29 protein-coding genes are annotated in these 18,227 nt (G+C 51.1%); 28 read left to right on the forward strand and 1 reads right to left on the reverse strand.

Going from position 1 to position 18,227, the window contains the following annotated elements:
* The first annotated feature begins 17 nt into the window (after positions 1-17).
* The 8 genes from JD108_RS01315 (at position 18) to JD108_RS01350 (ending at position 8,622) form a co-directional block, all read left to right on the forward strand.
* Positions 18-1,607: an Hsp70 family protein gene (locus JD108_RS01315; protein ID WP_198828243.1), complete on the forward strand. Its 1,590-nt coding sequence runs from the start codon at positions 18-20 to the stop codon at positions 1,605-1,607.
* Positions 1,608-1,750: 143 nt separating this feature from the next.
* Entirely contained in the window at positions 1,751-2,005 is a 255-nt protein-coding gene (locus tag JD108_RS01320) for a 50S ribosomal protein L7ae-like protein (RefSeq protein ID WP_198828244.1), read from the forward strand.
* Positions 2,006-2,128: 123 nt separating this feature from the next.
* Positions 2,129-2,560, forward strand: a complete 432-nt coding sequence (gene rpsL / locus JD108_RS01325; protein ID WP_198828245.1) for a 30S ribosomal protein S12 — start codon at positions 2,129-2,131, stop codon at positions 2,558-2,560.
* A gap of 53 nt (positions 2,561-2,613) precedes the next feature.
* Entirely contained in the window at positions 2,614-3,084 is a 471-nt protein-coding gene (gene rpsG, locus JD108_RS01330; RefSeq protein WP_198828246.1) for a 30S ribosomal protein S7, read from the forward strand.
* A gap of 69 nt (positions 3,085-3,153) precedes the next feature.
* Positions 3,154-5,232 (forward strand): elongation factor G, encoded by a 2,079-nt coding sequence (gene fusA / locus JD108_RS01335; RefSeq protein ID WP_198828247.1) that lies wholly within the window; start codon positions 3,154-3,156, stop codon positions 5,230-5,232.
* Between the two features lie 124 nt (positions 5,233-5,356).
* Positions 5,357-6,547 carry an elongation factor Tu gene (gene tuf, locus JD108_RS01340; RefSeq protein ID WP_198828248.1) on the forward strand — a complete coding sequence of 397 codons (1,191 nt, stop codon included), beginning with the start codon at positions 5,357-5,359 and terminating at the stop codon, positions 6,545-6,547.
* Positions 6,548-6,732: 185 nt separating this feature from the next.
* On the forward strand, positions 6,733-7,596 hold the full coding sequence (locus JD108_RS01345) for an RNA polymerase sigma-70 factor (RefSeq protein WP_198828249.1): 864 nt from the start codon (positions 6,733-6,735) through the stop codon (positions 7,594-7,596).
* A gap of 99 nt (positions 7,597-7,695) precedes the next feature.
* Positions 7,696-8,622 (forward strand): DMT family transporter, encoded by a 927-nt coding sequence (locus JD108_RS01350; protein ID WP_198828250.1) that lies wholly within the window; start codon positions 7,696-7,698, stop codon positions 8,620-8,622.
* Positions 8,623-8,632: 10 nt separating this feature from the next.
* Here the strand turns inward: JD108_RS01350 and JD108_RS01355 are convergent, their stop codons facing one another.
* On the reverse strand, positions 8,633-9,034 hold the full coding sequence (locus tag JD108_RS01355; RefSeq protein WP_198828251.1) for a globin domain-containing protein: 402 nt from the start codon (positions 9,032-9,034) through the stop codon (positions 8,633-8,635).
* A 349-nt stretch (positions 9,035-9,383) separates the two neighbouring features.
* On the opposite strand from JD108_RS01355, the gene rpsJ reads away from it, so the two are divergent.
* From rpsJ to rpmD, 20 genes are all read left to right on the forward strand, one after another.
* The gene (gene rpsJ / locus JD108_RS01360) at positions 9,384-9,692 is read left to right on the forward strand and encodes a 30S ribosomal protein S10 (protein ID WP_003333796.1); all 309 of its coding nucleotides are present in this window, start codon (positions 9,384-9,386) and stop codon (positions 9,690-9,692) included.
* Positions 9,693-9,838: 146 nt separating this feature from the next.
* Entirely contained in the window at positions 9,839-10,468 is a 630-nt protein-coding gene (gene rplC / locus JD108_RS01365) for a 50S ribosomal protein L3 (RefSeq protein ID WP_198828252.1), read from the forward strand.
* Positions 10,469-10,488: 20 nt separating this feature from the next.
* Positions 10,489-11,112: a 50S ribosomal protein L4 gene (gene rplD, locus JD108_RS01370; RefSeq protein WP_198828253.1), complete on the forward strand. Its 624-nt coding sequence runs from the start codon at positions 10,489-10,491 to the stop codon at positions 11,110-11,112.
* Positions 11,112-11,402, forward strand: coding sequence for a 50S ribosomal protein L23 (gene rplW, locus JD108_RS01375; RefSeq protein WP_198828254.1), 291 nt, complete (start codon positions 11,112-11,114; stop codon positions 11,400-11,402). The genes rplD and rplW overlap by 1 nt, the downstream gene beginning before the upstream one ends.
* 33 nt (positions 11,403-11,435) lie before the next feature.
* Entirely contained in the window at positions 11,436-12,266 is an 831-nt protein-coding gene (rplB, locus tag JD108_RS01380; RefSeq protein WP_198828255.1) for a 50S ribosomal protein L2, read from the forward strand.
* Between the two features lie 49 nt (positions 12,267-12,315).
* The gene (rpsS, locus tag JD108_RS01385; protein ID WP_198828256.1) at positions 12,316-12,597 is read left to right on the forward strand and encodes a 30S ribosomal protein S19; all 282 of its coding nucleotides are present in this window, start codon (positions 12,316-12,318) and stop codon (positions 12,595-12,597) included.
* Positions 12,598-12,626: 29 nt separating this feature from the next.
* The gene (rplV, locus tag JD108_RS01390) at positions 12,627-12,959 is read left to right on the forward strand and encodes a 50S ribosomal protein L22 (RefSeq protein ID WP_003391974.1); all 333 of its coding nucleotides are present in this window, start codon (positions 12,627-12,629) and stop codon (positions 12,957-12,959) included.
* Positions 12,960-12,972: 13 nt separating this feature from the next.
* Positions 12,973-13,635 carry a 30S ribosomal protein S3 gene (rpsC, locus tag JD108_RS01395; RefSeq protein WP_198828257.1) on the forward strand — a complete coding sequence of 221 codons (663 nt, stop codon included), beginning with the start codon at positions 12,973-12,975 and terminating at the stop codon, positions 13,633-13,635.
* A 2-nt stretch (positions 13,636-13,637) separates the two neighbouring features.
* A complete protein-coding gene (gene rplP / locus JD108_RS01400; RefSeq protein ID WP_198828258.1) occupies positions 13,638-14,072 on the forward strand; it encodes a 50S ribosomal protein L16 in 435 nt (144 codons plus the stop codon).
* The gene (rpmC, locus tag JD108_RS01405; RefSeq protein ID WP_198828259.1) at positions 14,062-14,259 is read left to right on the forward strand and encodes a 50S ribosomal protein L29; all 198 of its coding nucleotides are present in this window, start codon (positions 14,062-14,064) and stop codon (positions 14,257-14,259) included. Before rplP ends, rpmC begins: the two co-directional genes overlap by 11 nt.
* Before the next feature lie 21 nt (positions 14,260-14,280).
* Entirely contained in the window at positions 14,281-14,547 is a 267-nt protein-coding gene (gene rpsQ / locus JD108_RS01410) for a 30S ribosomal protein S17 (protein WP_198828260.1), read from the forward strand.
* Positions 14,548-14,589: 42 nt separating this feature from the next.
* Entirely contained in the window at positions 14,590-14,958 is a 369-nt protein-coding gene (gene rplN / locus JD108_RS01415) for a 50S ribosomal protein L14 (protein ID WP_198828261.1), read from the forward strand.
* Between the two features lie 49 nt (positions 14,959-15,007).
* Positions 15,008-15,322, forward strand: a complete 315-nt coding sequence (gene rplX, locus JD108_RS01420) for a 50S ribosomal protein L24 (RefSeq protein ID WP_198828262.1) — start codon at positions 15,008-15,010, stop codon at positions 15,320-15,322.
* A gap of 26 nt (positions 15,323-15,348) precedes the next feature.
* Entirely contained in the window at positions 15,349-15,891 is a 543-nt protein-coding gene (gene rplE / locus JD108_RS01425) for a 50S ribosomal protein L5 (protein ID WP_198828263.1), read from the forward strand.
* A 25-nt stretch (positions 15,892-15,916) separates the two neighbouring features.
* Positions 15,917-16,102, forward strand: a complete 186-nt coding sequence (locus tag JD108_RS01430) for a type Z 30S ribosomal protein S14 (protein ID WP_122906764.1) — start codon at positions 15,917-15,919, stop codon at positions 16,100-16,102.
* A gap of 27 nt (positions 16,103-16,129) precedes the next feature.
* Positions 16,130-16,528 (forward strand): 30S ribosomal protein S8, encoded by a 399-nt coding sequence (gene rpsH / locus JD108_RS01435; RefSeq protein ID WP_198828264.1) that lies wholly within the window; start codon positions 16,130-16,132, stop codon positions 16,526-16,528.
* 33 nt (positions 16,529-16,561) lie between these two features.
* Positions 16,562-17,098: a 50S ribosomal protein L6 gene (rplF, locus tag JD108_RS01440; RefSeq protein ID WP_198828265.1), complete on the forward strand. Its 537-nt coding sequence runs from the start codon at positions 16,562-16,564 to the stop codon at positions 17,096-17,098.
* 33 nt (positions 17,099-17,131) lie between these two features.
* Positions 17,132-17,494 (forward strand): 50S ribosomal protein L18, encoded by a 363-nt coding sequence (rplR, locus tag JD108_RS01445; RefSeq protein WP_198828266.1) that lies wholly within the window; start codon positions 17,132-17,134, stop codon positions 17,492-17,494.
* 18 nt (positions 17,495-17,512) lie between these two features.
* Complete coding sequence (gene rpsE / locus JD108_RS01450; protein WP_198828267.1) at positions 17,513-18,010, forward strand: 30S ribosomal protein S5; 498 nt, start codon at positions 17,513-17,515, stop codon at positions 18,008-18,010.
* 16 nt (positions 18,011-18,026) lie between these two features.
* Complete coding sequence (rpmD, locus tag JD108_RS01455; protein WP_198828268.1) at positions 18,027-18,212, forward strand: 50S ribosomal protein L30; 186 nt, start codon at positions 18,027-18,029, stop codon at positions 18,210-18,212.
* Positions 18,213-18,227 lie beyond the last annotated feature (15 nt).

Below are 18,227 nucleotides of genomic sequence, written 5' to 3' on the forward strand. Positions count from 1 at the left end.
AGAGGGAGGATGACAGCATGTACTACGTCGGAATTGACTTCGGGACGACCAACAGTTCGGTAGCCGTGATCGGTCCGGAAGAGATCAAGAATCCCCGCAAGCTGGGAGGCAAACAGATCGTGGTTCCTCGCTGCCTTGAGCTGGAAGGCGGCTTTAACAATGAACGCAAAGAGAGAGAATTGATGAGAACCACTCTGTTGGTCCACCCCAACGGCGAAGTGACCATCGGAGGCCAACCGGACGGGCGCGTCGATCCGAACCGGTTGATTTCCTCCCTGAAGCGGCGTATCTTGAAAAACCCCGACTATGAAGTGACCATCGACAATCAGGTATACAGCGGGGGAGAGCTGGTCTCGATTTTTATCGAGAAGCTGCTGATCAGCGCCGGAATCCCGGTCGACAAAATCGAGAGACTGGTTTTGAGCATTCCGGTCGAGTACGGCGAGGATAAAAAGCATCTGATGGAGCACGCATGCAGCCGTTTGGGGATTACCCCCGACAGGATTTGGTTTGTGGATGAACCGATCGCCATTCTTTGGTTTTACGAAAAGGTGCAACCGATTCAGTCCGACCTGATTCTCGTCTATGATTTCGGCGGCGGAACGCTGGATTTGGCGGTCATGAAACGGGAAGACAGCCATGACGCCGCGGGATGGGGACAGGGCAATGTGCTCGTCAAAAAGAAGATCGAGGTAGCGGGTGACGATCTGGATGAGGTCATCATCCAATACTTTATCGAGCAAGGAAAGGAACAGAAAAACCCGGTCTGCGAGCAGCTCGATCTGGCGATTTTCCAGGATGAAAAACGGCTGGAGAAGTTTCGCGACATGTCTCCGTACAAGCTGCTGAAGCGTTTCGCGGAGATGATGAAGATCGAATTGAGCAGGCGGGATGAGTATGTCATGTCGATTCCGAGTTTGCTCCCGCAGATGGATACCGTGGGGATCAGGGATGTGCTGCTTACCAAACAGGAGTTTGAGAAGCGGGCGGAGGTCGTCTGGCGAAAAATCCGGCAGGCGATTGTCGAGCTCGGCGAGGAGTTGGCTGCAAAGCACGATGTCGGCCTGGAGAAGATCGAAACCGTGTTTCTGTCCGGCGGAAGCAGCAAGGTTCCCTATGTGCTGGATCTGATCGAGACGCTCATGCCAAACGCCACCATTCGTTCCGATAAATACATGCAGACGAGCATTTGCCGGGGGAATGCCGGCTACGGTTACGACGAAGAGGATGGAGAAATCCGCGTCACGGACGTCGTCAACCAAAGCTTCGGAATCTACAGCCACTACGATCAGAGCACGTTTGTGATGATCAAGAGCGATGATCAGTTTCCGGTGAAGAGGACGGTGGGCATTGCCACGACGAAGCCGTATCAGCAAAGCATCGAAATCAGGCCGATGGTCAGTGACGGCAGCGGCCAATTTGTGCCCATCATCAAAGCGGGCAAAGAAATCAAATACCGGATGCAAATCAAGCAGCTGCAGAAGATGCAGGATTTGAACCGCATCAAACTGACTTTTGAATTGGATCGCTCGCAAAAGCTGCGGATTACGGCCTATGACAATCACTTTCAAGAAGAAATCGGCGTTGAGGAAGTTTCGCTTCCTTGATAGAATAGAGACGGAAAAGAACGGCTCGCCGGAACAGGCTGGCGCGCCGTTCTTTTTGCGAGAAAAAAAGTTGACTTTGACGGGCCTACCTGATATTATATTCAAGTGTGCCTGACATCTGTACTTTGGAGGATATGATCATCATGTCTTATGAAAAAGTAGAGAGGGCCAAGGAGCTGACGATCGGAGTCAAGCAGACGATGAAGGCCGTCGAACAACAACAGGTCGAAGCCGTCTACATCGCTGCAGATGCTGACAAGCGGCTGACCCAGAAAGTTGAGCTTCTTTGCAAAGAGAAGGGTGTGCCAGTCATCCGCGTCGAATCCATGCGCCGCTTGGGAAAAGCGTGCGGGATCGAAGTGGGAGCGGCAACTGCCGCGATAAAGAAAAGTGGTTAACGATGTTTTTGTTTGCAGTCACCTTTGGGTTGGCTGCGTAAACAAAGACTTTCTATTTGACCAAAGATGACTCACCTGGATCTGTGGTCTTGAGATTGGGTAATAAGAAGGGAGGTAACATCCATGCCTACAATGAACCAATTGGTGCGCAAAGGTCGCAAGGACAAGGTTGTGAAGTCGAAGTCCCCAGCTCTGCAAAAGGGGTACAACAGCTTCAAAAAGGCTCAAACCAACCAGAGCTCTCCTCAAAAACGCGGTGTCTGCACTCGTGTGGGTACCATGACTCCGAAGAAACCAAACTCCGCGTTGCGTAAATACGCTCGTGTGCGTTTGACCAACGGTATCGAGGTTACTGCTTACATCGGTGGTATTGGCCACAACCTGCAAGAGCACAGCGTCGTGCTGGTTCGCGGCGGTCGTGTAAAAGACTTGCCAGGGGTTCGTTATCACATCGTTCGCGGTGCGCTTGACACTGCTGGTGTGAACAACCGCAAACAAGGCCGTTCCAAATATGGTACGAAGCGTCCAAAGGCCGGCCAAGCAGCAAAAAAATAATCGCCTCATGATGGGGGCGTAAAAGTAAATTTGATGCAGAAGGAGGGAATACGATGCCACGGAAAGGTCCTGTTACCCGTCGTGACGTACTGCCTGATCCGATTTACAACAGCAAGCTGGTTACTCGTCTGATCAACCGCTTGATGCTGGATGGCAAACGCGGTGTTGCCCAGAATATCCTGTACAATGCATTTGGCATTATTCAGGAGCGCACTGGCCGCAACCCGATGGAAGTGTTTGAAGAAGCACTGAAAAACGTAATGCCTGTATTGGAGGTTAAAGCTCGTCGTGTTGGTGGTGCCAACTACCAAGTACCGATCGAAGTAAAACCTGAGCGCCGTACGACTCTCGGCCTGCGTTGGCTGGTGAACTACTCCCGCACTCGCGGTGAGAAAACCATGGAACAACGTCTGGCGAACGAGATCATGGATGCTGCGAACAACACAGGTGCAGCAGTGAAGAAACGTGAAGACACGCACAAGATGGCTGAAGCAAACAAAGCGTTTGCACACTATCGCTGGTAGTATTTTAGGCGGGTGTTCGAATCGGATACCCGCATATTCTTACATTCGAGTATGGAAGGAGCATACCCAATGGCTCGCGAGTTCTCTTTAGCGAATACGCGGAACATCGGTATCATGGCACACATTGATGCCGGTAAGACGACCACCACTGAGCGTATTCTGTTCTACACCGGTCGCGTGCACAAGATTGGTGAAACCCATGAAGGTGCTGCCACGATGGACTGGATGGAACAAGAGCAAGAGCGCGGTATCACCATTACTTCGGCTGCGACGACCGCTCAATGGAAAGGCCATCGAATCAACATCATCGATACGCCTGGCCACGTAGACTTCACTGTAGAAGTTGAGCGCTCCCTGCGCGTTCTCGACGGTGCGGTAACCGTTTTTGACGCAAAAGGCGGCGTTGAGCCTCAGACCGAAACCGTTTGGCGCCAAGCTGACCGGTATGGTGTTCCTCGTATGTGCTACATCAACAAAATGGATATTATCGGTGCGAACTACGATATGTGCTTGGCACAAATCCGTGAGCGCCTGGGTGCAAACCCGGTAGCCGTTCAGTATCCAATCGGAGCAGAAGATCAGTTCAAAGGTATGGTTGACCTGATCGAAATGAAAGCCATCATCTATACAGACGACCTGGGCAAAACTTCTGACGAAGCGGAAATCCCGGCTGAACTGATAGAGAAGTGCGAAGAGCTCCGTATGGCATTGGTTGAAGCTGCAGCCGAGCAGGATGAAGAGCTGATGATGAAATACCTGGAAGGCGAAGAGCTGACCAACGATGAAATTCGTGCAGCGATCCGCAAAGGTACCATCGAATGCCGCATCACCCCGGTAATGTGCGGTTCTTCCTACCGCAACAAAGGCGTTCAGCCTATGCTGGACAACGTGGTTGCTTACCTGCCATCTCCGATCGACATTCCGGCGATCAAAGGTACGCTTCCTGACACAGAAGAAGAAGTAGAGCGTCCGGCAGACGACAATGGTCCGTTCTCCGCACTGGCGTTCAAAATCATGGCTGACCCGTATGTGGGCCGCCTGACCTTCTTCCGCGTGTACTCCGGTGTCCTGAACTCCGGTTCCTACGTGCTTAACTCCACAAAAGGCAAGCGCGAGCGTATCGGACGTATCCTGCAAATGCACGCGAACCACCGTGAAGAGATCCAAACGGTTTACTCCGGTGACATCGCTGCGGCTGTAGGTCTGAAAGACACCACTACAGGCGACACGCTCTGTGATGAGAAAGCTCCGGTAATCTTGGAGTCCATGACGTTCCCTGATCCGGTTATCCACATCGCGATCGAGCCGAAGTCCAAAGCAGACCAAGACAAGATGGGTGTTGCCCTCGCCAAGCTGTCTGAAGAGGATCCAACGTTCAGAACGCATACAGACGAAGAAACTGGTCAAACCATCATCTCCGGTATGGGTGAGCTTCACCTGGAGATCATCGTTGACCGTATGAGACGCGAATTTAAAGTAGAAGCGAACGTAGGCGCTCCGCAGGTTGCTTACCGCGAGACTTTCCGCAATGCGGCCAAAGTCGAAGGGAAATTCGTTCGCCAGTCCGGTGGTCGTGGTCAATACGGTCACGTTTGGGTGGAGTTCGCTCCGCTTGAGCCAGGCAAAGGCTTTGAATTCGAAAACAAAATCGTCGGTGGTGTGGTGCCGAAGGAATACATTCCAGCGGTACAAGCAGGTATCGAAGAAGCCATGAAAAATGGTGTTCTTGCCGGATTCCCGCTGGTTGACATCAAAGCGACCATCGTTGATGGTAGCTACCATGATGTCGACTCCTCCGAGATGGCGTTTAAAGTAGCAGGTTCTCTTGCGCTGAAAGAAGCTGCGAAGAAATGTGGCGCGACTCTGCTCGAGCCAATCATGAAGGTTGAAGTAACGGTTCCAGAAGAGTACATGGGCGACGTGATGGGTGACCTGAACTCCCGCCGCGGCCGTATCGAAGGTATGGAAGCTCGTGCAAACGCACAAGTCATCCGTGCGATGGTACCGCTGTCCGAGATGTTCGGCTACTCCACTGTACTTCGTTCCCGTACCCAAGGACGCGGTACTTACTCCATGGTTCTCGACCATTACGAAGAAGTGCCGAAGTTCATCGCGGACGACATCATCAAGAAATCCAAAGGCGAGTAATTCTCTCTCGCTCAGGCTTTATCTTGAAACGAGAAAGGTTTACAATATGATAGGGTAAAACCGTTGATAGGGTAAACCTTTCTTCACTCTATAAAAACCCTTATTTTTAAGGAGGCTCACTCTCATGGCTAAAGAAAAATTTGAGCGGAATAAACCGCACGTAAACATCGGTACCATCGGTCACGTTGACCACGGTAAAACTACTCTGACTGCTGCGATCACAACTGTTCTGGCTCAAGCTGGTGGCGCAAAAGCTATGGCTTATGACACCATCGACAACGCTCCAGAAGAAAAAGAGCGCGGTATCACTATCAACACTTCCCACGTTGAGTACGAAACAGCTAACCGTCACTATGCTCACGTTGACTGCCCTGGTCACGCTGACTACGTGAAAAACATGATTACCGGTGCTGCTCAAATGGACGGCGCGATCCTCGTAGTATCTGCTGCTGATGGTCCTATGCCACAAACTCGCGAGCACATCCTGCTGTCCCGCCAAGTAGGCGTTCCTTACATCGTTGTATTCATGAACAAATGCGACATGGTTGACGATGAAGAGCTCCTGGAACTGGTTGAAATGGAAATCCGCGACCTGCTCTCTCAATATGAGTTCCCAGGCGACGATATCCCAGTAATCAAAGGTTCCGCTAAAGAAGCTCTCGACAACCCAACAGGCGAATGGGCTCAACGCGTACTGGAACTGATGGAAGCTGTTGACAGCTACATCCCGAACCCAGAGCGTGCAACTGACAAACCTTTCCTGATGCCAGTTGAGGACGTATTTACGATTACTGGTCGTGGTACTGTTGCTACCGGTCGTGTAGAGCGCGGTATCGTTAAAGTTGGTGACCAAGTAGAAATCGTTGGTCTGGCTGAAGAAACCAAAACAACAACTGTAACGGGTGTTGAGATGTTCCGCAAACTGCTGGATCAAGCAGAAGCTGGCGACAACATCGGTGCGCTGCTGCGCGGTGTTGAGCGTAAAGACATCGAGCGCGGACAATGCTTGGCGAAACCAGGTTCCGTTAAGCCTTACACCAAGTTCAAAGCAGAAGTTTACGTTCTGTCCAAAGAAGAGGGTGGACGTCACACTCCTTTCTTCGCTAACTACCGTCCACAATTCTACTTCCGTACCACTGACGTAACCGGTATCATCCAACTGCCAGAAGGCGTTGAGATGGTAATGCCTGGCGACAACACTGAGTTCACCGTTGAACTGATCGCTCCTGTAGCGATGGAACAAGGTACTCGCTTCGCGATCCGCGAAGGTGGCCGTACAGTAGGCGCTGGCGTAGTTGCTTCCATCATCGAGTAATTGATTCAAGAAAAACCCGACATGCTCAGGCTGTCGGGTTTTTTGCTTATGCCGGGTCGTATATGTCACAAGAAGGGTCCCTCATTCGTCTCGAGAAGTAGAAACAGTCGACAATAGTCGACTGAGAAAGAAAAGGGGCAGCAGGAGCCATCTTCCTCAATGCAAAGCGAGAGGAGAACAGTACAGTGGATACGCAGCAGCTGTATGTGACGTACAAACCGCTTCTTTTTTCCATTGCCTACCGGATGCTGGGCACCGTGGCGGATGCAGAGGATCTCGTCCAGGACACCTTTCTCTCGATCGGGCAGTGGAATCCGCAGCGGATTCATAATGAGAAAGCGCTGCTATGCAAGATTCTGACCAATCGCTGCATCGACTTCCTTCGGTCCGCAAAGAAGAAGCGTGAGGTCTATGTAGGGCCGTGGCTTCCCGAACCGATTCTCTTTCAGGGAGCCGCTCTGGATCCCGAGGAGAGAATCATCCAGCAGGATCAAATGTCTATCGCTCTGCTCACCTTGCTGGAAAAGCTGTCTCCCGTGGAGAGAGCGATCTTTATCTTGAGAGAAGTGCTGGACTTTTCCTATGACGAGATCGCGGAAATCACCGGCAAAGAGCCGGCCAACTGCCGCAAGATATTCAGTCGGCTCAAGCAGAAGCTGACGCCGGAGATGCCCGATATGCAAATGGACTACGAGCAGCAAAAAGTTCTGTTTGAGACGTTTCTCAAGGCGGTTGAGACGGAGGACTCGGCCACTTTGCTAAAGCTGCTTTCCCCCGATGTCATCCTGTACTCGGATGGCGGAGGCAAAGTGAGAGCGGCGCTGCGGCCGATTGTGACGAGCAAGAACGTGATTGCGTTTTTGCTGGGGGTCGCCAAAAAAGCTCCCCCTACGGTCCGCATGGAGCTGGCCAACATCAATGGAGAATGGGGAGTCATCGTCTACAGGGGAGAGCAGGTGTACAGCGTAAACACCATGCACCTGAAAGAGGGAAAAATCGCAGCGCTCTACCTTATTCTCAATCCGGATAAGCTTTCATTTCATTTCTAAATCAGAGCAATCAAAAAATCGAAATAAAGCGGCAGGCAGACCTATGCTACAATTACGAGTAACGATCTGGCGAAATGCAGAACGGGAGAAGTGCCTGTCATGAAAAATGATGAACGTCTTTTATACCTCATGCTGGCCGGCGTCGTTACGTTTTGGGGCCTTAACGTGGTCATGGTCAAATTCCTGACGACGTTTCCGCCGCTGTACGTAGCAGCGATCCGCATGACCGTAGCAGGGCTCTTTTTAAGTCCCATCTTGTGGAAGTATCGGCATCAGATGAAGTTGAAAGGAACGGACTGGCTGTTGATCGCCGGCGTGGGGATCAGCTCCATTGCGCTTCACCAGATCACACTGGCCTATGGTGTGGGCTTTACCACTGCCGGAAACGCATCCCTCATCCTGGGGTTGAACCCACTGGCGACCGCGCTGCTGGCTATGTTTCTGCTTGGCGAGGGGATGAACTGGCGAAAAGCGATCGGGATTGGCATCGGATTTAGCGGTGTGCTGCTGGTGGTCATATCGCAGCACGGAGCGGTCCAGGTGAACGGCGCAGGAGATCTGATCATGTTCTTCTCCATGCTGATGTATGTAACCGGGGGAATTTTGATTCGCAAGCTGACGACGCGGGGCGTGCCGGTCCTGCTGATCACTGCAGCCTCGCAAATGGTCGGTGTCGCCTGCCTGTGGACGACGGCACTGATCGATCAGCCCTTGTCCTACTACCTATCGATGGAAGTGACTCCTTTTCAATGGCTGGTGATTTTTGCATCAGGCGGGCTCTCCTCCGCACTCGGCTCCATCGGCTGGAACTACGGCATCCGTCAGCTGGGAGCGAGCCGAACCGCCGTCTTCCTCAATGGAATGCCGATGGCCAGCCTGTTGTTTGCCGCACTCTTTCTCGGGGAGAGGCTGCAGCTTCTGCATTTGCTGGCGCTGGTCATGATCATCGCGGGTGTGTATCTGGGCTCCAGGCAGATCGCGGTGAGACCCGTTTCATCCAAATCAGATGTGATGACAAAAGCGTAGGGAGAGTTCCCTACGCTTTTTCTGTATCCCAGCGATTGACCATGTGATAGGCAGTGAGGCGCAAGCGTTCGAAAATCTGCTCGCGAAGCGGTCCCTCGAGCTGGATGCGATCCATTGCTTCTTTCATGCAAGCCAGCCAAGCCTCTGCCTGAGTGGGACCGATCGGAAACCGCATATGGCGCGCGCGAAGCATCGGGTGGCCGTGCTTGTCGCTGTACAGCGTGGGGCCGCCGAGAAACTGGGTGAGGAATTGGTACTGCCGCTCTTTCACCTCGGTAAAATCCTCGGGGAAAAGAGGAGCCAGGTCGGGGTGCTCTTTGACCAGATCGTAAAAGGTATCGACCAGACGGGAGAGGGTCTCTGCCCCTCCGATCTGCTCATAGGGGGTGACGAGTCTATCGGTATCGGACACGGTAGGTATCCTCCTTTTGGGTAAGCTATTTTTTCAGTATACCGTCTTTCCTCTACTATAAATAGAACAAATACGGTTTGGAAGCGAATCCCGCTTGCCTTTGGCAAGAGAAATCAGTAATATGGACAAAGTGAGCTCAAAAGGCTCCCATGTACAAAAAATGTATGGATAACCGAGAAAAAGCTTGCGTTGCCCATTACATTTTAGTACAATATTGAATGTTGGTCATGGACTTGCGATGATGTGGGAGGTTGCTGACACACCCGGCCCCTTTGCCATGACCGGGGTGCAGGATATTTCCACGGAGAAATGTCCGTTTCAGAAAATGGGCGAAAAAGGAGGGACTAAAATGGCAAAACAAAAGATTCGCATTCGTTTAAAGGCGTACGATCACAAAATCCTCGATCAGTCCGCTGAGAAAATTGTAGAAACTGCCAAGCGTTCCGGTGCCAATGTATCCGGTCCAATTCCGCTTCCGACGGAGAAAGCAGTTTACACAATTCTGCGTGCGGTTCACAAGTACAAAGATTCTCGTGAACAGTTTGAGATGCGCACTCACAAGCGTTTGATCGACATTTTGAATCCGACACCACAAACGGTAGACGCTCTGATGCGTTTGGATCTGCCGTCCGGCGTTGACATCGAGATCAAACTGTAAGGTTCAAATACGATACACACGTACGCGTTGTCTTAACAAGCGCGATCTATCAAGTCTTCATACCCCGTAAACGGCGCCCCTGCGCATCGGCAGGGACCTTGATACAACAGTAAAGCATGTGGAGATAAGCACAGGAGGTGGCACAAATGACCAAAGGAATCTTAGGCAGAAAGCTTGGTATGACCCAAGTTTTTGGTCCGAACGGCACGGCGATCGCTGTTACCGTCATCGAAGCAGGTCCTTGCGTAGTACTGCAAAAGAAGGATCAAGACAACGATGGATACGAAGCTATCCAAATCGGTTTCGAAGACAAAAAAGAACATCGCGCCAACAAGCCTGAAAAAGGACACGCAGCGAAAGCGAACACTGCACCTAAGCGCTTCATTCGCGAAATTCGCGGAGTTAACCTCGGCGAGTACGAGGTAGGTCAAGAGTTGAAAGTTGATATTTTTGCCGCAGGAGAGTCTGTTGACGTAGCCGGCGTAACCAAAGGAAAAGGGTTCCAAGGCGCAATCAAACGTCACAACCAAAGCCGCGGTCCGATGTCTCACGGTTCCCGTTACCATCGTGGCCCAGGTTCTCTCGGTGCGGTTGACCCGGCTCGCGTATTTAAGGGTCAATCCCTGCCAGGTCAAATGGGTGGCGACAACGTAACCATTCAAAACCTGGAAGTGATCAAGGTAGATGCGGATCGCAACCTGATTCTGGTGAAAGGCTCCGTGCCTGGCCCGAAAAATAGCGTCGTTCTTGTTTCTACGGCTGTCAAGCAGAAATAGTAAGGAAAGGAGGAACTGACATGCCAAAAGTAGCTCTTTACAATCAAGCTGGTTCGCAAGTAGGCGAAATTGAACTGGCTGACAGTGTATTCGGCATCGAGCCTAACAACGCTGTTCTTTTCGATGCAATCGTTATGCAACAAGCGTCCCAACGCCAAGGTACGCATGACGTAAAGAACCGTTCTGAAGTTCGTGGTGGCGGTCGCAAACCGTGGCGTCAAAAAGGCACCGGTCGCGCTCGTCAAGGTTCCATTCGCTCTCCGCAATGGAAAGGTGGCGGTGTCGTATTCGGACCAACCCCACGCAAATACGGATACAAACTGAACCGTAAAGTTCGTCGTCTGGCGCTGAAATCCGCGCTGTCCACGAAGGTTCAAAACAACGAACTCTTGGTGCTGGATGCGCTGAACATCGCCGCTCCAAAAACCAAAGACATGGCTGCTGTTCTCAGCAACCTGAAAGCTGATCGCAAAGTGCTGATCGTAACCTCCGAGTTCGATCAAAACGTAGCGCTCTCTTCCCGCAACATCCCAGGCACGAAGATGGTTGATGCAGCTGGCATTAACGTTCTGGATCTGGTTTCGGCCGACAAAGTAATCGTAACGAAAGATGCGATTGCGAAAGTAGAGGAGGTGCTCGCCTAATGAAGAGCCTTCACGACATTATCAAGCGCCCTATCATTACGGAGCGCACCACAGACATGATGGCTGAGAAGAAGTACGTATTCGAAGTGCCGCTCAAAGCCAACAAAACAGAAATCAAGCAAGCCGTTGAGAAAGTTTTCGGCGTAAAAGTGGAAGCAGTCAACACCGTGCGTGTGCCTGCGAAACCAAAGCGCTACGGCAAATATTCCGGTTACACCTCTGAGTGGAAAAAAGCGATTGTGAAGCTGACAGAAGACAGCAAAGAGCTGGCTTTCTACGAAGGCGTATAACCACGACGACTACCGAAAAGGAGGGAATTTTAAATGGGTATCAAAAAGTTTAAACCGACTTCTCCTGGTCGTCGCCAAATGACGGTTTCTACATTCGAGGAGATCACCACATCGACTCCCGAAAAATCCCTGTTGGCGCCTCTTAGCAAGAAAGCTGGACGCAACAATCACGGGAAAATTACCGTTCGTCATCACGGTGGCGGTCATAAACGCAAATATCGCATTATCGACTTCAAACGGAACAAGGATGGCATCGTAGGTCGCGTAGCTACGATCGAATACGATCCAAACCGTTCCGCAAACATCGCTCTGATCAACTATCTGGACGGCGAAAAGCGCTACATCATCGCTCCGCATGGCCTGAAAGTTGGCGATGAGATCGTTTCCGGTCCTGATGCTGACATCAAAACTGGTAACGCACTGCCGCTGGCAAACATTCCAGTAGGTACGACGATTCACAACATCGAGCTGAAGCCTGGCAAAGGCGGACAATTGGTTCGCGCAGCTGGTTCCTCCGCTCAATTGCTGGGTCGTGACGGAGACTTCGTTATCGTTCGTCTGTCCTCCGGTGAAACTCGCCGCATCCACAACGTATGCCGCGCAACCATCGGTCAAGTGGGCAACATCGACCACGAGCTCCTGAACATTGGTAAAGCTGGCCGTTCCCGTTGGTTGGGTATCCGTCCAACTGTGCGTGGTAGCGTAATGAACCCGAACGATCACCCGCACGGTGGTGGTGAAGGTCGCGCTCCGATCGGACGTAAAGCGCCTGTTACTCCTTGGGGCAAACCGACTCTGGGCCTCAAAACCCGCAAGAAGAAAAACAAATCCGATCAATATATCATCCGTCGCCGCAAGAAGTAAGGCAGGGTGAGACAATAACCGAACGCCTTTGGCGAAGGGAGGTTCACACATGGGTCGCAGTTTGAAAAAGGGTCCTTTCGTAGATGATCACTTGATGAAAAAAGTTGAAGTTCTGAACGAAAAGAACGAAAAACGCGTGGTGAAAACCTGGTCTCGTCGCTCCACCATTTTCCCTGAGTTCGTAGGACACACGTTTGCTGTCTATGACGGCCGCAAACATGTACCGGTCTACGTAACAGAAGATATGGTGGGTCATAAACTGGGTGAATTTGCACCAACTCGTACCTTCAAGGGTCACGTCGACAACGACAAGAAATCCAAGAAGCGCTAATTTTCTCTTGACAGAGAGGAGGTACAAAGATGGAAGCTAAAGCTGTTGCTCGCTATATTCGCATTGCCCCTCGCAAAGTTCGCCTGGTTGTGGACTTGATCCGAGGAAAGCAAGTAGGTGAGGCACTGGCGATCCTGAAACATACGCCGAAAGCTGCTTCTCCGGTAGTGGAGAAACTCCTGAAATCGGCGATCGCTAACGCTGAGCATAACTATGAAATGGATCCGAACGGACTTGTTGTAGGAAAAATCTTTGTGGACCAAGGTCCGACATTGAAACGTTTCCGCCCGCGTGCGATGGGTCGCGCAAGCCGCATCCACAAGCGCACCAGCCACATCACCGTGGTACTAAACGAGAAATAAGGAGGGATTACGTGTGGGTCAAAAGGTAAGCCCGGTAGGTCTTCGCATCGGCATTATCCGCGACTGGGAGTCCAAATGGTTCGCTGACAAGGACTTCGCAGCTCTGTTGCACGAAGACCTGAGAATCCGCAAATTTGTAAAAGGGCGTCTGAAAGATGCTGCTGTTTCTACCATCGAAATCGAACGTGCAGCTAACCGCGTAAACGTTACGATTCACACCGCTAAGCCTGGCATGGTAATCGGTAAAGGTGGCTCAGAAGTTGAAGTTCTGCGCAAATCTCTCACCGAATTGACTGGCAAGCGTGTACACATCAACATCAACGAAGTGAAAAAACCTGATCTGGATGCTACGCTGGTAGCTGAAAATATCGCTCGTCAACTGGAAAACCGTATTTCTTTCCGCCGTGCGCAAAAGCAATCGATCACTCGTACGCTGCGCGCAGGTGCAAAAGGAATCAAAACTCTGGTCAGCGGTCGTCTTGGCGGAGCTGACATTGCGCGTTCTGAAGGTTACAGCGAAGGTACTGTTCCGCTTCATACGCTCCGTGCTGACATCGACTACGGTACAGCCGAAGCACACACCACTTATGGCCGCATCGGCGTAAAAGTGTGGATCTACCGTGGAGAAGTCCTTCCTACGAGAAAGAACGTAGCGACTGAGGAAGGAGGCAAATAAACATGTTAACGCCAAAACGCGTGAAACACCGCAAACAGCACCGCGGAAAAATGGCTGGTAACGCAAAAGGCGGTACCACTGTTGCTTTCGGTGAATACGGTCTGCAAGCTCTCGAGCCAGCATGGGTAACCAACCGCCAAATCGAGGCTGCCCGTATTGCGATGACTCGTTACATCCGCCGTGGCGGTAAAGTATGGATCAAAATTTTCCCTGACAAACCAGTAACGCAAAAGCCGCTTGAAGTACGGATGGGTTCCGGTAAAGGTTCTCCTGAGTACTGGGTTGCGGTAGTAAAGCCTGGCAAGATCATGTTTGAACTTGCTGGCGTATCCGAAGAAGTCGCTCGCGAGGCTATGCGCCTGGCAATGCACAAACTGCCTATCAAGTGCAAGTTCGTGAAGCGGGAAGAAGTGGGTGGTGACGCACATGAAGGCTAATGAGTTCCGCAATCTGACCACTGCCGAGATCGAACAAAACGTTGCTTCCTTGAAAGAAGAGCTGTTCAACCTTCGTTTCCAGCTGGCTACTGGTCAACTCGAAACCACGTCTCGCATTAAACAAGTGCGTAAGGATATTGCTCGTGCGAAAACCGTCCTGCGCCAAAGAGAATTAGGGATCGGCTAATAACAGGAAGGAGGTTCGAACATGACCGCAGAACGCAAAATGCGTAGAACCATGGTAGGTCGCGTTGTATCCGACAAAATGGATAAAACCATCGTTGTCCTGGTTGAGACCTACAAAAAACACACGCTGTACGGCAAACGTGTGAAATACTCCAAAAAGTTCAAGGCTCACGACGAGAACAACTCTGCGAAAATCGGCGATATCGTGGAAATCATGGAAACTCGCCCACTGTCCAAGGACAAGTGCTTCCGCTTGGTTCGTATCGTTGAAGAGGCAGTCATTGTATAACTCAGATTTTCGGGTAAACACATCCGAAAGGAGGAACAGTAAATGATCCAAACTCAATCGAGATTGGCTGTTGCTGACAACTCCGGTGCAAAAGAACTGATGTGCATCAAGGTTCTGGGTGGATCCGGTCGCAAAACGGCGAACATCGGTGATGTTATCGTATGCTCCGTCAAATCCGCTACACCCGGTGGCGTTGTCAAGAAAGGCCAAGTAGTTAAAGCGGTTGTCGTTCGCAGCAAGCGTGGCGTTCGCCGCCCGGATGGCTCTTACATCCGTTTCGACGAAAACGCAGCGGTAATCATCAAGGATGATCAATCTCCTCGTGGTACTCGTATTTTTGGACCGGTAGCACGTGAACTTCGTGAAAAAGACTTCATGAAGATCATCTCCCTGGCTCCTGAGGTTATCTAATTGAACGGAAATACTCTGGTAGTTTGCTCGATAGGAGGTGCACCAAGCGATGCACGTTAAGAAAGGCGACACTGTTATCGTAATAACGGGTAAAGACAAGGGTAAAAAAGGTCGCGTTCTCGCTGCTTACCCGAAAAAAGACCGCGTCCTGGTAGAAGGTATCAACCTGATCAAGAAGCACTCTCGTCCGTCCCAAACCAATCCGCAAGGCGGCATTGTAACGCAAGAAGCACCGATTCACGTATCCAACGTTTCCTTGATCGATCCGAAGTCCGGCAAAGCAACACGTATCGGTTACAAGGTACTGGATAACGGCCAAAAAGTTCGGTACGCAAAAAAATCTGGCGAGGTTATCGACAAGTAGTCAGATTGGAAAGGAGGATGTCCTAGATGGCAGCAAGATTGAAAGAAAAATATCAAAAAGAAATCGTGCCTGGCCTGATGAGCAAGTTCGGCTATTCTTCCATCATGCAGGTGCCGAAAGTAGAGAAGATCGTAATCAACATGGGTGTTGGTGAAGCGGTAGGCAACGCCAAGGCGCTGGACTCTGCTGTGGAAGATTTGCAAACGATCTCTGGTCAAAAACCAGTAGTTACTCGTGCGAAGAACTCCATCGCCGGTTTCAAACTGCGTGAAGGTATGGCAATCGGTGCGAAAGTGACATTGCGCGGTGAGCGTATGTACCACTTCCTCGACAAGCTGATGAACGTATCTCTTCCGCGTGTTCGTGACTTCCGCGGTGTATCTTCCAAAGCGTTCGACGGTCGCGGCAACTACACGCTCGGTCTGAAAGAACAGCTGATCTTCCCGGAGATCGAGTACGATAAAATCGACAAAGTTCGCGGTATGGACATCGTAATCGTCACTTCCGCGAAAACAGACGAGGAAGCTCGTGAACTGCTGACTCAAATGGGTATGCCATTCCGTAAATAAATCCCCATCGTAAGGAGGGAAGAATGTGGCAAAGAAATCAATGATCATCAAGCAACAACGGAAGCCGAAGTTTGCGGTGCGTGCTTACACTCGTTGTGAGCGCTGCGGACGTCCTCACTCCGTTTTGCGCAAATTCAAACTCTGCCGTATTTGCTTCCGTGAACTTGCTTATAAAGGCCAAATCCCTGGCGTGAAAAAAGCAAGCTGGTAATTTGAAACGGGAAGGAGGTTCTCTCTCATGGTTATGACTGATCCAATCGCTGATATGCTTACACGCATTCGCAACGCCAACATGGTTCGCCACGAGAAAGTGGAGATCCCGGCGTCCACTATCAAAAAAGAAATTGCTCGCATCCTGAAAGAAGAAGGTTTCATCCGTGATGCCGAGTTCGTTGAAGATAACAAACAAGGGATCATCCGTGTTTTCTTGAAATACGGTGCGAACAATGAGCGCGTTATCACCGGTCTGAAGCGTATCTCCAAGCCGGGTCTGCGCGTGTACGCAAAAAGCAATGAGATTCCAAAAGTTCTTGGCGGTCTGGGTGTAGCCCTGATCTCTACGTCCGCGGGCGTAATGACCGACAAGCAAGCTCGCCAAGCTCACGTAGGCGGAGAAGTTCTCGCATACGTTTGGTAATTACTGATTGAAATAGCACAGGAGGTGCACCACATGTCTCGTGTCGGTAGAAAACCGATCGTGGTCCCTGCAGGCGTTACCCTCACTCTGAACGGTACGGAGCTGACGGTAAAAGGCCCTAAGGGTCAACTCGTTCGTAACTTCCATCCGGATATCACTATCAACATTAGCGAAAACGAAGTCAACATAGAACGCCCGAGCGACAACAAGCTGCACCGCTCTCTCCATGGTACGACTCGTGCCCTGGTTGCGAATATGGTAAAAGGCGTATCCGAAGGCTTTACTCGTACACTGGAGCTGGTAGGTGTAGGTTACCGTGCTGCCAAAGCAGGTAATGGCGTTACACTTTCCCTCGGTTTCTCTCATCCAGTTGAAGTAACACCGGAAGCTGGTCTGGAAATCGAAGTGCCGAACCAAACCACGCTGATCGTAAAAGGTATCGATAAAGAGCGCGTAGGCCAACTCGCGTCTGAAATTCGCGCCCTCCGCAAACCTGAGCCGTACAAAGGCAAAGGGATCAAGTACAGCGACGAAGTGGTTCGCCGCAAAGAGGGTAAAAAAGGTAAATAAGCTTCGTAGTTTTATGAGAAGGGAGGCCGCGTAATGTTTACCAAAGCTGATAAAAACAAAGCTCGGAAAAAACGCCATCTGCGCATTCGCAAGCGCCTGGCTGGTACTGCTGTACGTCCGCGTCTGAACGTATTCCGTTCTTCCAAGCACATCTATGCTCAAGTAATCGACGATGCTACCGGTACTACACTGGCACAAGCATCCTCTCTGGATAAAGAGCTGGGCCTGAAAAACGGTGCGAACGTGGAAGCGGCAGCTGCAGTAGGTACACTGATTGCAAAACGTGCACAAGAAAAAGGTCTGAACGATGTCGTGTTCGACCGTGGCGGATACATTTATCATGGACGCATTAAAGCACTCGCAGAAGCAGCTCGTGAAGCTGGCCTGCAATTCTAGCAACAAGGAGGGAAAGGAATGCGTATCGACTCTAGCAAATTAGAGCTGGAAGAAAAAGTTGTCGCCGTTAACCGTGTTGCGAAAACGGTTAAAGGTGGACGTCGTATGAGCTTCAGCGCGCTTGTGGTAGTCGGCGACCGCAACGGTCACGTAGGCGCTGGTATGGGGAAAGCCCAAGAAGTACCGGATGCCATTCGCAAGGCGATTGACGACGCTAAGAAAAAACTGATCCGTGTACCGATGAAAGGAACAACCATTCCTCATGAAGTGTTGTGCCACTTCGGTTCCGGTAAAGTTCTGATCAAACCGGCTTCGGAAGGTACTGGAGTAATCGCAGGTGGACCTGTACGTGCCGTACTGGAGCTTGCCGGTGTAGGAGACGTACTCAGCAAGTCTCTCGGTTCCAACAACCCCATCAACATGGTCAACGCTACGCTGGAAGGCCTCAGCCGTCTGAAAACAGCGGAAGACGTCGCGAAATTGCGCGGTAAGACTGTTGACGAGTTGTTGGGTTAATAAGGAGGGAAATGACATGGCAAAATTGCAAATTACCCTCAAGCGCAGCCTGATCGGCCGCACTGTCGATCAAAAAGAAACGGTCAAAGCACTGGGTCTCCGTAAAATCAACCACTCTGTGGTGAAAGAAGACAACGCAGCGATCCGCGGCATGGTCTTCAAAGTGAAGCACCTGGTTGAAGTGAAAGAAGTAGAAGCGTAAACGTTGATTTTATAC

Origin of the sequence: Brevibacillus composti (assembly GCF_016406105.1) — a bacterium.
GTDB lineage: Bacteria > Bacillota > Bacilli > Brevibacillales > Brevibacillaceae > Brevibacillus > Brevibacillus composti.

Coding starts and splice junctions, on each gene's coding strand:
- rpmD (WP_198828268.1), top strand. CDS start 18,027: ATGGCAAAATTGCAAATTACCCTCAAGCGCAGCCTGATCGGCCGCACT.
- JD108_RS01320 (WP_198828244.1), top strand. CDS start 1,751: ATGTCTTATGAAAAAGTAGAGAGGGCCAAGGAGCTGACGATCGGAGTC.
- fusA (WP_198828247.1), top strand. CDS start 3,154: ATGGCTCGCGAGTTCTCTTTAGCGAATACGCGGAACATCGGTATCATG.
- rplE (WP_198828263.1), top strand. CDS start 15,349: ATGGCAGCAAGATTGAAAGAAAAATATCAAAAAGAAATCGTGCCTGGC.
- rplD (WP_198828253.1), top strand. CDS start 10,489: ATGCCAAAAGTAGCTCTTTACAATCAAGCTGGTTCGCAAGTAGGCGAA.
- rpsL (WP_198828245.1), top strand. CDS start 2,129: ATGCCTACAATGAACCAATTGGTGCGCAAAGGTCGCAAGGACAAGGTT.
- JD108_RS01350 (WP_198828250.1), top strand. CDS start 7,696: ATGAAAAATGATGAACGTCTTTTATACCTCATGCTGGCCGGCGTCGTT.
- rplW (WP_198828254.1), top strand. CDS start 11,112: ATGAAGAGCCTTCACGACATTATCAAGCGCCCTATCATTACGGAGCGC.
- rplN (WP_198828261.1), top strand. CDS start 14,590: ATGATCCAAACTCAATCGAGATTGGCTGTTGCTGACAACTCCGGTGCA.
- rplP (WP_198828258.1), top strand. CDS start 13,638: ATGTTAACGCCAAAACGCGTGAAACACCGCAAACAGCACCGCGGAAAA.
- rplC (WP_198828252.1), top strand. CDS start 9,839: ATGACCAAAGGAATCTTAGGCAGAAAGCTTGGTATGACCCAAGTTTTT.
- rpsG (WP_198828246.1), top strand. CDS start 2,614: ATGCCACGGAAAGGTCCTGTTACCCGTCGTGACGTACTGCCTGATCCG.
- rpsH (WP_198828264.1), top strand. CDS start 16,130: ATGGTTATGACTGATCCAATCGCTGATATGCTTACACGCATTCGCAAC.
- rpsS (WP_198828256.1), top strand. CDS start 12,316: ATGGGTCGCAGTTTGAAAAAGGGTCCTTTCGTAGATGATCACTTGATG.
- rplR (WP_198828266.1), top strand. CDS start 17,132: ATGTTTACCAAAGCTGATAAAAACAAAGCTCGGAAAAAACGCCATCTG.
- rpmC (WP_198828259.1), top strand. CDS start 14,062: ATGAAGGCTAATGAGTTCCGCAATCTGACCACTGCCGAGATCGAACAA.
- rpsE (WP_198828267.1), top strand. CDS start 17,513: ATGCGTATCGACTCTAGCAAATTAGAGCTGGAAGAAAAAGTTGTCGCC.
- JD108_RS01315 (WP_198828243.1), top strand. CDS start 18: ATGTACTACGTCGGAATTGACTTCGGGACGACCAACAGTTCGGTAGCC.
- rplF (WP_198828265.1), top strand. CDS start 16,562: ATGTCTCGTGTCGGTAGAAAACCGATCGTGGTCCCTGCAGGCGTTACC.
- rplV (WP_003391974.1), top strand. CDS start 12,627: ATGGAAGCTAAAGCTGTTGCTCGCTATATTCGCATTGCCCCTCGCAAA.
- tuf (WP_198828248.1), top strand. CDS start 5,357: ATGGCTAAAGAAAAATTTGAGCGGAATAAACCGCACGTAAACATCGGT.
- rplX (WP_198828262.1), top strand. CDS start 15,008: ATGCACGTTAAGAAAGGCGACACTGTTATCGTAATAACGGGTAAAGAC.
- rpsQ (WP_198828260.1), top strand. CDS start 14,281: ATGACCGCAGAACGCAAAATGCGTAGAACCATGGTAGGTCGCGTTGTA.
- rpsJ (WP_003333796.1), top strand. CDS start 9,384: ATGGCAAAACAAAAGATTCGCATTCGTTTAAAGGCGTACGATCACAAA.
- rplB (WP_198828255.1), top strand. CDS start 11,436: ATGGGTATCAAAAAGTTTAAACCGACTTCTCCTGGTCGTCGCCAAATG.